The sequence below is a fragment of the Fictibacillus sp. 7GRE50 genome (assembly GCF_015903875.1).
GTDB classification, from domain to species: Bacteria; Bacillota; Bacilli; order Bacillales; family Fictibacillaceae; genus Fictibacillus; species Fictibacillus phosphorivorans.
The window spans coordinates 577331-590658 of record NZ_JACZDW010000002.1 but is presented as its reverse complement, the minus strand read 5'-3'; the positions used below and the strand labels follow the sequence as shown (position 1 = coordinate 590658).

At 38.1% G+C, this 13328-nt stretch carries 13 protein-coding genes; 8 read left to right on the top strand and 5 right to left on the bottom strand.

Annotated features, from left to right (window positions below; translation table 11 throughout):
* The first annotated feature begins 100 nt into the window (after positions 1 to 100).
* The 4 genes from IHV12_RS10165 (at position 101) to IHV12_RS10150 (ending at position 3808) form a co-directional block, all read left to right on the top strand.
* Positions 101 to 673, top strand: a complete 573-nt coding sequence (locus IHV12_RS10165; RefSeq protein WP_197126926.1) for an RNA polymerase sigma factor — start codon at positions 101 to 103, stop codon at positions 671 to 673.
* Positions 651 to 1406, top strand: a complete 756-nt coding sequence (locus IHV12_RS10160) for an anti-sigma factor (RefSeq protein WP_197190780.1) — start codon at positions 651 to 653, stop codon at positions 1404 to 1406. The genes IHV12_RS10165 and IHV12_RS10160 overlap by 23 nt, the downstream gene beginning before the upstream one ends.
* A gap of 151 nt (positions 1407 to 1557) precedes the next feature.
* A complete protein-coding gene (locus tag IHV12_RS10155) occupies positions 1558 to 2127 on the top strand; it encodes a TlpA disulfide reductase family protein (protein ID WP_197190779.1) in 570 nt (189 codons plus the stop codon).
* A 265-nt stretch (positions 2128 to 2392) separates the two neighbouring features.
* The gene (locus tag IHV12_RS10150) at positions 2393 to 3808 is read left to right on the top strand and encodes an ATP-binding protein (protein ID WP_197190778.1); all 1416 of its coding nucleotides are present in this window, start codon (positions 2393 to 2395) and stop codon (positions 3806 to 3808) included.
* Between the two features lie 56 nt (positions 3809 to 3864).
* Here IHV12_RS10150 and IHV12_RS10145 read toward each other — a convergent pair whose 3' ends face one another.
* Both IHV12_RS10145 and IHV12_RS10140 read right to left on the bottom strand, forming a co-directional pair.
* Complete coding sequence (locus tag IHV12_RS10145) at positions 3865 to 4482, bottom strand: CAP domain-containing protein (RefSeq protein WP_197190777.1); 618 nt, start codon at positions 4480 to 4482, stop codon at positions 3865 to 3867.
* An 88-nt stretch (positions 4483 to 4570) separates the two neighbouring features.
* Complete coding sequence (locus IHV12_RS10140; RefSeq protein ID WP_197190776.1) at positions 4571 to 5104, bottom strand: histidine phosphatase family protein; 534 nt, start codon at positions 5102 to 5104, stop codon at positions 4571 to 4573.
* Between the two features lie 332 nt (positions 5105 to 5436).
* Between IHV12_RS10140 and IHV12_RS10135 the strand changes: the two genes are divergently transcribed.
* Positions 5437 to 6066, top strand: a complete 630-nt coding sequence (locus tag IHV12_RS10135; RefSeq protein ID WP_197126932.1) for a hypothetical protein — start codon at positions 5437 to 5439, stop codon at positions 6064 to 6066.
* 286 nt (positions 6067 to 6352) lie between these two features.
* Here the strand turns inward: IHV12_RS10135 and IHV12_RS10130 are convergent, their stop codons facing one another.
* From IHV12_RS10130 to IHV12_RS10120, 3 genes are read right to left on the bottom strand one after another with little or no spacing between them, the layout of a single operon-like run.
* Positions 6353 to 7345, bottom strand: a complete 993-nt coding sequence (locus IHV12_RS10130; protein WP_197190775.1) for an NAD-dependent epimerase/dehydratase family protein — start codon at positions 7343 to 7345, stop codon at positions 6353 to 6355.
* Between the two features lie 9 nt (positions 7346 to 7354).
* Positions 7355 to 8602, bottom strand: a complete 1248-nt coding sequence (locus IHV12_RS10125; RefSeq protein ID WP_197190774.1) for an MFS transporter — start codon at positions 8600 to 8602, stop codon at positions 7355 to 7357.
* Position 8603: 1 nt separating this feature from the next.
* Positions 8604 to 9200, bottom strand: coding sequence for an ArsR/SmtB family transcription factor (locus tag IHV12_RS10120; protein ID WP_197126935.1), 597 nt, complete (start codon positions 9198 to 9200; stop codon positions 8604 to 8606).
* A 173-nt stretch (positions 9201 to 9373) separates the two neighbouring features.
* On the opposite strand from IHV12_RS10120, the gene IHV12_RS10115 reads away from it, so the two are divergent.
* From IHV12_RS10115 to cls, 3 genes are all read left to right on the top strand, one after another.
* Positions 9374 to 9841 carry a MarR family winged helix-turn-helix transcriptional regulator gene (locus IHV12_RS10115; protein WP_197190773.1) on the top strand — a complete coding sequence of 156 codons (468 nt, stop codon included), beginning with the start codon at positions 9374 to 9376 and terminating at the stop codon, positions 9839 to 9841.
* A 213-nt stretch (positions 9842 to 10054) separates the two neighbouring features.
* Positions 10055 to 11185 (top strand): stage II sporulation protein P, encoded by a 1131-nt coding sequence (spoIIP, locus tag IHV12_RS10110; RefSeq protein ID WP_231620703.1) that lies wholly within the window; start codon positions 10055 to 10057, stop codon positions 11183 to 11185.
* A gap of 569 nt (positions 11186 to 11754) precedes the next feature.
* Complete coding sequence (gene cls / locus IHV12_RS10105) at positions 11755 to 13257, top strand: cardiolipin synthase (RefSeq protein WP_197190772.1); 1503 nt, start codon at positions 11755 to 11757, stop codon at positions 13255 to 13257.
* Positions 13258 to 13328: the final 71 nt, after the last annotated feature.

Below are 13328 nucleotides of genomic sequence, written 5' to 3'. Positions count from 1 at the left end.
TTATTTAACGTTATCTTTATACATCCATCGTAAAAAAAGACAAATACTGCCTCATTTTGTTATGATAGATTTATTCTGTGAGCAGTAAAGGAGACAAAAGATGGGTAGAACTTCTGATTACGAACTTTATCAAAAAGTTCAAGAAGAAAATAAAGAAGCCCTTGAAATGCTGTATGATCGATATGAGAAGCTATTGTTTTCTTTTTCATTTAAAATGTTGAGGCAAAAAGAGTTGGCTGAAGAGGCAGTTCAAGACGTTTTTATGAAACTGTGGCGAAAAAAGGGACTCTATTCGGAGGATAAAGGGAAATTTTCTTCATGGCTTTTAACCGTTACACGAAATGCCTGTATTGATTTAATACGAAAGCAACAAAAAAATGAAGTTGAGATTCTTGAAAAAGACATAGATTACGAACGAACAGAAAGTGTAGAAGAAACCGTAACATGGAATGAAGAAAGAGAGGGTCTGAAGAAAGCTGTTTCTACTTTAACAGAAGAGCAGCAAGACATTGTAGAAATGTTCTATTTCAAAGGCTACTCACAATCAGATATTGCAGAGCAAAAGAACATTCCTTTAGGAACGGTAAAAGGAAGGATACGTTTAGCACTGAAACATTTAAAAAAGATCTATGGTGAGAGGGGGGATAAATATGGAACCGAAAACTTGCGATAATTTGCTCCATTATTATAACGGGTTGTTAGAAGGTAAAGAAAAAGATGCCTTTGAAAAACACTTAAAGCAATGCGACGCCTGCCAGGAAGAATGGACAGAATGGCAAGACCTTACAGCAGATCTTCCATATTTATCAGAAGAGGCACAACCTCCGATTGGTATGAAAGAACGTATTTTAACAAATGTAACGGCTGATGACTCCAGCCTTACACAACAAGAAACGCAACCTGGTGTTAAAACAGATGAAGTAGCAACAAAGATTTCACCTATTTCTAAGCAGAAACCCAAACCATGGGTACAAGGATTACTTGCTGCTGGACTTTTGCTATCACTTGGCACGAACGCGTATTTGTATAATGAAAATAACAAGAATGAACAAGTGATCCAAGAACAGGTCAATAAAACATTCAAAACGGTTCAACTAGCTTCTGAAGAAACAAAATCGACAGGTGTAGCATCAATGGTAAAGGAAAACGGTAAGATGAACCTTGTCGTTCAATCGAGTAACTTAACTCAAGTTAAAGGAACAGAAACCTATCAAGTTTGGCTGATTGAAGGAGACAAACCTTATCGAGCTGGCACATTTACACCAGACGAGAATGGAAATGGTGCAGTCGTGTTCCCTGTTAAATTCGAAGGTGAACACAATTGGGATGCTGTTGCTATCTCGCACGAACCAACCCCAAATAGTAAGAAGCCAGTAGGTACGATTGTTATGGCCTCTAATTTATAAGTACCCGACAGACAACAGCTTAAACATAAGTTGTTGTCTTTTCTCATTTTTAGGAAAAAGGGTTCATCTTTAACTTAATCGCCATGAGACGAACAAAGGGAACTTTGCAGTTGCAGGGCAAAATCCTCTATAATGAAAAGGGTGAACCAACTTGAAAAGAGGAATTACTTTGAGAATAAAATCGATCGTTATATTTCTCCTATTTGCTGGCTTAATTGGCCTTGCATTTTATACGGCAATGGATAAGAAAGAAGAAAAGCCAACTGAAGTTAAGAAAGAAGAAAATACCGGACTGGAACGTGGAAGTATAGCGCCAAACTTTTCATTAAAAACGCTAGACGGGAAGCAAGTTGATTTAAAGGATTATCGCGGTAAAAAGATCATCGTTAACTTTTGGGCTACGTGGTGTCCTCCATGCAGGGAGGAAATGCCCGAGATGGAGAGATTCTATAAAGATTATAAAAATCAGGATGTGGAAATATTAGCGGTTAACCTTGAATACTCTGAACCAAATACAGAGAAAGTGAGCAAATTTGTTCAGGAATATAAGCTATCTTTTCCGATTCCTCTTGATGAAAAGAACACGATTGGGAAACAGTATAGGGCCGTTTCGATCCCGACAAGCTATTTTATTGATGAAAAAGGAATGGTCAGTACTTCTCATATAGGTCCAATGGATTATAAATTTATGAAGAACGAAATCAACAAGATGAATAGGTAAATATTGTTTTAAAGCCTTTGAATAATTTTCCAAAGGCTTTTTTGCTTGCATTATATTTAACACTAAAATATTTCTGTTTAAAAAATAATGCTAAAGACCTGTAACAAGGAATTAGAAAAATGGGAAAGTTGTCCAATAGGGGAATCGATAAAATTTGTCGAATTAAAAAGCTTAGTGAAAATGTGGAATATAATGAAGTGGTTAAAACTCACAATAGCCCAAGCAACAGATTTTGATACTCTGTAAATAAAAAGGGGACTACTTAATGAACAAGCAATATGAAGAAGTTGAAATTAAACGTATTGCCGATTTTCACCATTCTCTTAACCATTGCCCTATCCATCTTTTCGGATTACGAAGAGATGCTGAAGGTGAATATAAATTTACATATTCTGCAGGATCCATGCTTGATGAACTGGGTGTGTCCATAAAACCCTCTCCAGGAACAAGCCTTAATGACCTATATGCTAAAGAGTTGATCGCAGAATGGACTGACCCATTAGAAAAAGCCTTTTCAGGTTTGATACAAACCGCAAATATTAACTTAGGCTTTAGAAGTATTCGCACAACCATATATCCTGTAACAGGGAAGAATCAAGACATATTGGAAGTTGTGGGAACATCATATATTACTTCCAACAGTGAATTAGAAAATGATCAAAACTTGAAAAAGTTTAAACAATTGTTTAACCACGCAATGGAAGCAATCGTGCTTTGCCGTTCCGATATGGAAATTGCCGAAGTAAACGACCGTGCATGCGAACTTTTACAGCTTTCAAAAGAAGAACTCATCGGTCATAGTGCAGATCAATTTTTTGTGGGAAACGGAAAAGAATTAATTCGAAAGAAATGGAAAGAAGTTTTGTACGGAAAAAAGATCAAGGGAGAGTTTCGCTACAAAACTCCAGATGGTTTAGTGAAAGAAATCGAATATTCATGTGAAAAAGATATAGTAGATAAACTACATGTTACGGTCTTGAAAGATGTGACGGATCAAAAGCTTACCGAACAAAAATTATTAAAAGCGGAAGCGTTAAATGTAGTAGGAGAGCTTGCAGCAGGTGTAGCACATGAAATACGTAACCCTTTAACTTCATTGAAAGGTTTTGTTCAACTGATTCAGAATCAAACAGATGAGTTTGATCAATATCTCACGATTATTCTTACAGAAGTAGATCGAATTGAGCATATCATAAAGGAGTTTTTGGTACTTTCAAAAAGCAATTCGCAAAATTTTATGATGTCTTGTGTTACGGATATCATAAACGACACAGTTGATCTGTTGAACACACAAGCTATCATGAAAAATATTGAGATTAAAAAAGATCTAGAGGATCATATACCACTGATCTTCTGTGACCCTCTGCAGCTTAAACAAGTGTTTATCAACTTTTTAAAGAACGCGATTGAAGCTTCTGCTGTTGGAGATTGTGTAGAAATTAACATGAAGTTATCAAGAGAAAAAGATTTTCTTCAGATTCAGATACGTGACTACGGATGTGGTATGGATGAGACGGTCATGAAGAAGATCGGTAAACCCTTTTTCACAACAAAAGACGAAGGGACCGGATTAGGATTGATGGTAAGTACAAATATCATCAAGCATCATAACGGGAGATTAGATGTAAAAAGTAAAAAAGGAAAAGGTACGATGTTCACCATTACCATTCCTATTAAATAAAAGTTATTAAACGACAAAAAAAGCTTTCCCTCAACGGGAAAGCTTTTTAATACTTATTATCCTTTAAACATTTGAACGAACATTTTACCATATTGTCCACCGTCTACAACACCGATACCAACGCTAGTGTATTCAGACTTAAGAATGTTCTCACGGTGACCTTGAGAGTTCATTAGGCTAGTGTGAGCACCTTCTACAGATGAGTTACCTGCAAGGTTTTCACCAGCTGTATTATATTCAACACCAAACTTCTTCATCATATCGAATGGAGAACCGTAAGTTGGTGAATTGTGGTCGAAATAGTTGTTGTCGATCATGTCTTTTGCTTTAACGCGAGCAACTTTTGTTAACTCAGGATCAGCTTTTAGTGCTGGTAATCCTTGTTTTTCACGCTCTTGGTTCACAAGATCTAACATTTGTTTCTCTTGTGCAGTAAGTTCAGCACCTGCTTCAGCTTTTGGTGCTGCTTCAGCTGGAGCTTTTGCTTGCTCTTGTTGTGGAGCTGGTGCTGGAGCAGCTTGTTGTTGCTGTTGTGGAGCTGGAGCTGCCTGAGCTTGTTGAGTTTGATTATTATTTAAAGAAGCGAATGGGCATGAAGATGCTGCTTCTGAGATTCCTGCATTTGCGCCGAATAGGGAAGCGCCTAATACTGATGCTACTACTAATTTTTTCATAAGATGTTTCCCTCCTAATAATTTATCTTACGTGTACAGGTTTCGGGGTTTCAGAAGGAGGGTTGGGGGTCTGGAATTATGTACCAGTTTAAGACACCCACAGCTTGGATACATCTTTTGATAAAACGTCGATTAGAAACACATCCGGATTGGACAGAAGCTCCCATTCCTTAAAGCCGAATGATGAATCATACAAATTAATCATTAGGCTAAGCAGGTTTCCATGCGTAACGATTAGAACAGACTTATAGGATTTTGCTTGCAAATCATAAATGAGGGAAGTGATTCTCTGCTTTGCTTCAAATGTGGACTCCCCACCAGGAAACTTTAAATGTTCTTCCTTATATGTACGTTCAAGATTATCTCTCCAATTTGGATCATCTTCTATAGAAAGAATCCGTTCAGCTAATCGTTCATCTACCTTTATCGTTCGATTATTTAACTCTGCATAAGGTTTAATGGTGTTGATGGCTCTATTGAATGGACTCGAGATCACACAATCAAAATGCTGACCCTCTAAAAAGACAGCAAGTTCTATAGCTTGCTGTTCTCCTTCAGCAGTTAAAGGAGCATTACTTTCTTGACCTTCAGCTTTACAATGTCTAATCGCCGTAATCTTCATGAATTCATCCTTCTTTCTAATAGGTATGACTAAAAAGGATGTTGATGTTAGGTCTCTTAATTATTTACTCCATTGAAAAGTTGATTGGAGTGTAGGGTGCGAGACTCCTGCGGGACAGGCGGGCAGGTGAGACACTTAAGAGTGAAACGTTCGAATGTGGCTCACCGCCTGCCCCGCGGAAAGCGAGCGCCTGGAACGGAAATCAATAACATGCAAGTACTTCGCTGATACCCAAAACATCATCCGATTTAAACAGTTGTTTAATCATTCGAGACGTTAAACCAAAATCCCTCCCGAATACTATTAATGTTGAAACTCGAAGGGAGATTGTTATGTATCCTGAATTAAATCATTTTAAGCAAATGAAAAAAGAATACGATATTGATATTGCTCGCGCTCAAGAAAAGTGGCAGCAACTACATAAACAAAAAGAATGGTCTTCAAATGAATATGAAGAGTTACTAAATGCTTATGGTGTAAGAAACTCAAAAATCACGATGGATGATCTTACAGAAGTAAAGAATAAGTACCTTTTAGCAATGGAAAAAGAACGTAATGCAATGGAACAGCTAGATGAATTAAAAGAAAACCGTGATGACCGATTATCTGAGTATTTAAAAACTGTATACTCTTCACGCGACAGAGAATTAGACACAGCGAAAAATAGCATGGAAAAGAAAATACATCAGCTTGAACGTTTAAAAGCAGAGTACTTAATGATGGTCAAACAAATTCAAGAGATTCATGCGTATCGACAAAGTGTTGAAAAGGAAACACATGAAGCTATCACAAGTTATCAGCAAACCTATGAACCAAAAGAAATTCTTCCATTGTATCCGTCATTGGCACGTTTGGAGATTCCGCTTTCTGATATCCAACACGTTTTTCAAAAAGGTGAACTGCCTGACCATTTGAAAAAATATATCCATTTTAATGATGATCCTAAGCGTTTTCCAAGGTAAAAGGTTTGTCCTTTAAAAAAGGGAGTTAATGCAGGGAGCTCCCTTTTATCAAGGAACAAAAAAAGCCATAATCCTTAAGAAAGGATTATGGTAAAGAAAACCGAACGCATGATGAAGAAATGGGGGGTAGGGAATTGCTCTGCCGGCCTCTTGCCAACAGGAGAGATTTTGTATCTCACAATCATACTATATGTCCTAAGGAGACAATTGGTATGGACAAGTGCCATGGGCATTCATGTATTTTTAGATTTATTGAAAATAATATTGCTTGTTAAGTTCAAAAATATCACTTCACTTTTTCATTCCATTTTTTCAGAAGCGTCTTTTCTTTATCAGGATGTAGGCCGGCTTTCCAATCTTCTGGTTTTAAGTTTCGGCCGAGAGACCAATCAGCAGTATCTTTTATCGTTTCTTCTATTGGTCTAAAAAGCAAGCCTTTGTTTATTGCTTTCGAATCATCCGCATAATCCAAACCACGATAATCTTCACTTGAGATCCAGAGTGGCAACTCGACCCATTCGCCGACGTGCTCCTTTAATAAGAAAGATTCGGAAACAGGTACTATTGTTGAGTGTTCTTGACTAATAAGACATTTATGAACAACTTCATTGAAATCATACACGCCACCGACAGCTTGATAAATTCCATTTTCCTTGTTTTCAGCCATTCTTACAATCCAATTCGCTAAATCGCGAACATCAATGAATCGAACTGTCGGATCTTTCATCTCAGGAATTAAAATTTCGCCCCCTCGAACACCTCTAGCTGGCCAATAAGTGAAACGGTCCGTGTAATCATATGGCCCAACAATTAAGCCAGGACGAACGATCAAAGCGTTATCACCGAATACATCTAACACTTCTTGCTCACAAGCTGCTTTAAGGGCGCCATAATGTTCACCGACCTCAGTGATATTAGGATCAGTAAGTTCAGCCGTTTTTGAGTCCTCCGTAATGTTTCGAACGGACTGATCTTCATAAACAGATACGGAAGAAACAAAAATGTAGAAAGTTCCTTCTTTATGGAGTGCTTCAGCTGATCTGCGAACTTGTTTAGGAAAATATCCACACGTATCAACGATAATGTCCCATGATCCCTTTTCAAGTAAGGACAGATCGAGATCTCTGTCACCGATAATCTCATGAACGTTTTCAGTTACACCTTCTTTTGCTGTTTTCCCTCTATGAAACAAAGTTACTTCATGATGATTATTGTTAAAAGAATCTGCTACATGTTTTCCTAAAAAACGAGTGCCGCCAATAAGTAAGACTTTCATCATCTACACCACCTATTCCATTTTTCGTAAAGCAGGAAGTTTCCACATGATTAAAAGGTTTACAACAATTAAAGAGAGTGCACCTCCTGACATAATATTTTCAATAGAAAAGCCATAAGAGATGAGCAGGGATGTCGCTGCAAGTGATAACGGAGCGAGCCCCATGCTTGCCATGGTAAGCAGACCCATCAACCTTCCTAGCAGGTTTTTATCTACAGAAGACTGTACCGCTGATATGAGTGGTATATTGGTCGCTGGGAACGTAATTCCAATGAAGAAAATAGTAAACATACAAGCATATAGGCTGGAACTTTGACTAAATAAGAAAAAGAAAATATTCATGGCGAATAAAGAGACCGTCACCATCAGACCGCGTCTTTTTTTAACGTTTAGGATGCCTATGATAACGGAGCTAATCAGCATGCCTAGAGCCATAGCTCCTTCAATAAAGCTAAATTCAAGTGCGTTTCCGTCGAGCACGTTTTTTACGAAGATCGGCAAGCCCATCATCAAAGGCCCGATGACGAAAACATTTAGAAATATCGTACTAAGAAAGAGCGCCTTTAAAAAAGCGGATTGTCTAACTACATCAATTCCTTCTTTTATAGATTGCCACATACCAGGTTTTGCTGTGCTTGAACTAATGGTTGCAGGGACATTTAGCAAAGAAGCAAGAATGGCAGCCAGTAGCAGCATCACAGCGGGTACACCGAACGAGAGCATGTATCCTCCACTGCTTGCAACAAGAAGCCCTCCGATCATCGGACCAAGGATTAGTGAGCTTTGTTGGGTGGTCTGAATAACTGAATTTGCACGTGTTAATTGAGATTGATCGACAACATTAGGTAGAAGTGATCCATTTGCAGGCCAGACGAAAGCATCGAGTGCTCCAAAAAACAAACCGAAAATGATAAACGATAGGAGAGAGAGATGACCTGTTGCAAGCATGATTAACAAGCCAACTAACAACAGGGTTCTTAAAAAGTTAGCGACGAATAAAATTTTCGTTCGACTGACTCGATCTGCTAGAACGCCGCCGATAGCCATAAATAAAATACGAGGAACGTTGGCTGCAATAAATACAATGCCGAGTGAAGCTTCTTTGTCTAGAGTCTTTACGACGTACCAGCTCTGTGAGAATTGAAAAATGGCGATTGAAAAAGAAGAACAGATTGTTATCGCCCATATGAATAAAAAGGAGCGCTTTTTGAATAGGGACTCTGTTTCACTTTTATGGTGTACAGCTACTGTTTCGGCCATCTTACTGGAGCTCCTCTTCCGGATAAGGTGTCTCTTTCAAAGGAAAGGAGAGCATAAAGTAATGATAAATCTCACCATCGTCACTCTCGTTCTTTTTAAATTCTGAAATTAAGTCTGATATTTCTTTTGCTTTGTCATGTAGCAGTTTTACTTGATCAGAAGAAAGTTTTACATGTCTATAACCAAATTTAAGAGGAGAATCTGTATAAGCTAGTACTTCAGGATCTAATTTGCGCACCATAGACTTTGTTTTCTCTAAAGAAACTAATATATTCTCCTTCAGTGCATCAGAGAGTTCATCTTTCACTGCATGCCGTTGATCGGGCAATATTTCGGCAATTGAAAATGAATGAGCAACTGGTCTGTAGAACTTTTGTATAATGCCATTCTTTTCTTCTGTTCTTTCAACGTTTATTAAACCAACGCGTTCAAGTTCTTTTAGATGATAATGAATCTTTGGTGCAGGGACTTCTAGTAGATCTGATAAAATCTTTCCAGTCTTTGCTTCCTCTAATATCTCCCAAAGGATTTTAATGCGAAAGGGGTCAGAGATAACCTTTAACTGCTCAACTTCACGAATATGATAAATTTCCTGCATGTTCAACACTCCTGAAACGTTCAAATATATTTGAACGTAATATATCCTATTTATATGCTGGTCGTCAACTCTTTTACACATTATTTGTAAATAATAGTTCAAATGTTATGAAAATTCTTGTATAATGTTAGTATAATACTCGCATTACAACTTAGAGGCTGGAGGTTCATAGTATGGGGAATAAGGATTTGAAGTCCTATGTGGAGAGATTGGAGAAAGTGCACTACATTGTGTCAAAGCGTTTACACCCGGAGATTGCTATAGAGAAGGAGTTAACGAAAACACAGTTTGTACTTTTGAAGACGTTGTGTATCAGAAATAAATGGACCGTTTCAAAATTGGCTGACTATATGGGTGTAAAACCGAGTGCGATAACTGTTGGTGCGGATCGTTTGTACAAGCGCGGATTTGTAAGTCGTTACCGTAGTGATCTTGACCGTCGTATTGTTTATTTAGAGATTACTGACGACGGACACGAAATTTTAAGAGAGGCTGAAAATGAGAGAGTTGATTCCATAAGTAGCTATCTGAATCACTTATCTCCAGAGGAATTAGGTATTTTTATTGATATTTATGAAAAGCTTGCTAGCGGAAATCATTCAAACCAAGATGAGATCGTCCTTACAACACAAACCAGTTGAAGAACTGGTTTTTTTTTATGGACAGACCTCGATTCCTTCCTAAAGACCTCACTCCTAAACAAACCTTCAGAAAAAGAGCATTAGTAAGCAAACGAAGATAAGTCTCTATTATTTTTTCATAGATTGGATTCTATTTAAATGATTAGCTGCATAGGATGTGATAGAAACGTTAACAGAAGTGGAGGGCTATACATGTTCACCCCGCAATTGAATATGAAGCGTTTACCATTATTACTTGCTGGAGCCATGCTATTTATCGTCGTTGCCACTAGCTTCATCACATCCTTTGAACACAAATATCGATTGAGTTCATCAACCATGCATAAGTGGTTAACGGAATTTTCTGGAGAAGCACTTGTCTATTTCATAGGTTGGGAAAACCGATATTTCACGCAAGAGCTTCCAAAAGAAAGTGAACCGCCTGCATTATCAAGTGTATTGTTCGAATTAACAACAAGCATCAAGCCTGGTGATATCCGAAGTTTGTTAGGAAACGAACTTCCTGGCTTTGCACTCTATGATTCAACAATCATTGTTGCTGGGGAAGGAACGGATTATACAAACTTAGCGTATGAGTCACCACCACCGATGGAACTTCTATTAAGTGGTGAGGAAGCGGAAGTTCAAGATATCGAGCGGTTAGAAGATCCAGATCCATCTGATTCAGAGAACCCACCAGGTCAAACAACGAGTGGAAAGAAAATCGCTTATATCTATCATTCGCACAGTTGGGAATCGTTCTTACCTCACCTAAAAGGAGTAACAAATCCTGATCATGCTATTCATTCTAAAGTCAACATCACGATGGTAGGGAAAAAGCTAGGGGAAGAATTAGAGGCGAGAGGAATCGGTACATCCGTCGATATGACAAACATGACGGAGCTTTTGAGGAAAAATAACACAGACTATCGAAAGAGTTATCCGATGTCACGTACACTAGTTGAAAGTGCGATGGCGAGCAACAATGATATTGATTTAATCTTTGATCTGCATCGAGATTCTATGAGAGGAAAGTCTACAACAACACAAATTAATGGTAAGTCCTATGCGCGTACTTTATTCGTTATCGGTAAAGCGAATCCTAATTTTGAGAAGAACCAAAAAGCAGCACAAGAGATCAACGCGATCTTAGATAAAAAATACCCTGGATTAAGCCGTGGGGTTATTGGAAAAAACAAGACTCAAGGAAATGGTGTTTATAATCAAGACCTTTCTGACCATGCTTTACTCATTGAGTTTGGCGGAGTGGATAACAACATGGACGAGCTGTATAGAAGTGCAGAAGCGGTGGCAGATGCTGTGGCAGAGTACTACTGGAAAGAAAATGGAGCGAAAGCTGAATAAAGAATGTTGACTGGCTCCAGAGGTGGTGATAACCTCTGGAGCTTTTTTATGTTTTTCTATTTTTGCGGAAAATTAAAGTGGACAGTAAAAATAGCAGAGTGGACAGTAAACTTACAAAAGTGGACAGTAAATCATCAGAAGTGGACAGTAAAACTTAAAGAGTGGACAGTATTTTCGTCAAAGTCGACAGTAAGTGCTATAGAGGAGTCTATGCATGGGCGCCGTTTTGTTAATGACGGTAATTTTTCCAATTGACTAGTGAATCTGTCCGATTTGAAGATTAATCTGTCGGATTGGTTACATAATCTGTCCGATCCACCCAATAATCTGTCCAATTCAAAATTCACCACCGATCGGCCACGCAAATTTCCGAAGCGTCTGTCTATCAACCCAATGCGTACACAAAAAAACCATTTCGAATGATTGAAACAATACCTAATTTCATAACAGTCGTGATTTCTGCAAATCCTAAGAAAAAATGGTATAAAAAGAGAAGAGCCCCTTGTTTTAATTACATGGGGAAGGGAATAAAGAGAGAAAGAGAAGATTGGTAAAAAAGGAGCACGTGCATGAAACGAATATGGGAATTTTTCCTCACACTATTGTTACTTGTCTGTTTATACATCGTTTTCTTTGCAGAAGGATATGTGATAATCAAAACGGTATTTGGGCTCCTTTACATCGCAGTGATTCTGTATACGATTTATTCGTTAATGCTCGAGAACAGAACAGCTCAACATACACTTCTTTGGATTTATGTATTAATTCTATTTCCGTTTATCGGATATATGTTCTACCTGTATTCTGGACAGCTTTATTTAAAAGGCCACCTTTTTAAATCGAAACGAAAAAAAGACAGAGACGAGTGGATCAGGGTATCTAAACAAGAAGAAAAGCCGGACTTTAGTGATTTGAAAAGACATCAGCAGTGCTTTGCAACGCATGCTCATCACATCACACTTACGCGTTTGAACAGAAAAACGAGTTCGAAAATTTTAAAGAATGGTCAAGAGACGTTTCCTGAAATTTTTGCAAGGCTGGAAGAAGCCAAGGAGTATATACATATTCAGTATTATATCTTTCGTTCAGATCGCCTTGGTAAAGACATTATTGACCTTTTAATAAAAAAAGCGAATGAAGGCGTGAAAGTTAGATTTTTGTTTGATGGGATAGGAAGTCTGTCTCTTCAGCAATATGATATCGACAGAATGAAAAAAGCAGGAATTCTCGTTGAAGCATTCTTACCTGTTCGATATGGTTTTTTCAATCAAAAGCTTAATTTCAGAAATCATCGTAAAATTATTATTATTGATGGGAAGGTTGGGTTTGTAGGGGGCTTGAATGTAGGCGTTGAGTATTTAGGAGAAGATCCGGAGATTGGTTTTTGGCGCGATACACACATGGTTATGGAAGGAGAAGCTGTTCAAGTTCTTCATGCCATATTTTTAATGGATTGGGAATATGTTTGTGGAGAAGATCTCTTAGAAGATAATCATCTTACAAGAGCATACCCCGCTGAAGGGGATGGTACTGTTCATGTGGTGGCAAGTGGTCCTGATACTCAGCTTGGAATCATGAGTGATCTATTCTATTCTTTGATCTCATGTGCAGAGAAATCGATCTGGATCGCAACACCATATTTTGTTCCTAATGAAGCGATTCGAACGGCTTTAAGAGTGGCAGCAAAAAAAGGTGTCCAGGTCCGTTTGTTGGTTCCTGAGATTAATGATGGATTCTTGACGCAATATGCAACGCGCTCTTATTTTCCAGAGCTACTGCGTTCTGGAATAGAGATCTATTCCTACAAAAAAGGATTTCTGCATCAAAAAGTAATCATTATTGATGGCGATACTGCTTCAATCGGTACAGCTAATATGGATATGAGAAGTTTTCACCTTAACTTCGAAGTGAACGTATTCTTGCTGAATACATCATCTGTCTCAGATCTTGTAGAACAATATCAAGAAGACATGGTGGAATCTATAAAAGTGAAGCCCGTAGAGTTTTACAAAAGAGGTTTGTGGGAACGAACAAAGGAATCGTTTGCTCGTCTCTTCTCAGGTGTACTTTAATCACAAATGCTCGTTAGTAACACTAAATTGATATCAAAAAACTAGAATAGAAAATCCTCCTCATGAATAGG

What these genes read in the sequence shown, in the direction of transcription:
- IHV12_RS10140 (WP_197190776.1), bottom strand. Translation starts at nt 5,104, where the DNA reads ATGAAGATTACGGCGATTAGACATTGTAAAGCTGAAGGTCAAGAAAGT.
- IHV12_RS10115 (WP_197190773.1), top strand. Translation starts at nt 9,374, where the DNA reads ATGGGGAATAAGGATTTGAAGTCCTATGTGGAGAGATTGGAGAAAGTG.
- spoIIP (WP_231620703.1), top strand. Translation starts at nt 10,055, where the DNA reads ATGAAGCGTTTACCATTATTACTTGCTGGAGCCATGCTATTTATCGTC.
- IHV12_RS10145 (WP_197190777.1), bottom strand. Translation starts at nt 4,482, where the DNA reads ATGAAAAAATTAGTAGTAGCATCAGTATTAGGCGCTTCCCTATTCGGC.
- IHV12_RS10120 (WP_197126935.1), bottom strand. Translation starts at nt 9,200, where the DNA reads ATGCAGGAAATTTATCATATTCGTGAAGTTGAGCAGTTAAAGGTTATC.
- IHV12_RS10125 (WP_197190774.1), bottom strand. Translation starts at nt 8,602, where the DNA reads ATGGCCGAAACAGTAGCTGTACACCATAAAAGTGAAACAGAGTCCCTA.
- IHV12_RS10150 (WP_197190778.1), top strand. Translation starts at nt 2,393, where the DNA reads ATGAACAAGCAATATGAAGAAGTTGAAATTAAACGTATTGCCGATTTT.
- cls (WP_197190772.1), top strand. Translation starts at nt 11,755, where the DNA reads ATGAAACGAATATGGGAATTTTTCCTCACACTATTGTTACTTGTCTGT.
- IHV12_RS10135 (WP_197126932.1), top strand. Translation starts at nt 5,437, where the DNA reads ATGTATCCTGAATTAAATCATTTTAAGCAAATGAAAAAAGAATACGAT.
- IHV12_RS10165 (WP_197126926.1), top strand. Translation starts at nt 101, where the DNA reads ATGGGTAGAACTTCTGATTACGAACTTTATCAAAAAGTTCAAGAAGAA.
- IHV12_RS10160 (WP_197190780.1), top strand. Translation starts at nt 651, where the DNA reads ATGGAACCGAAAACTTGCGATAATTTGCTCCATTATTATAACGGGTTG.
- IHV12_RS10130 (WP_197190775.1), bottom strand. Translation starts at nt 7,345, where the DNA reads ATGATGAAAGTCTTACTTATTGGCGGCACTCGTTTTTTAGGAAAACAT.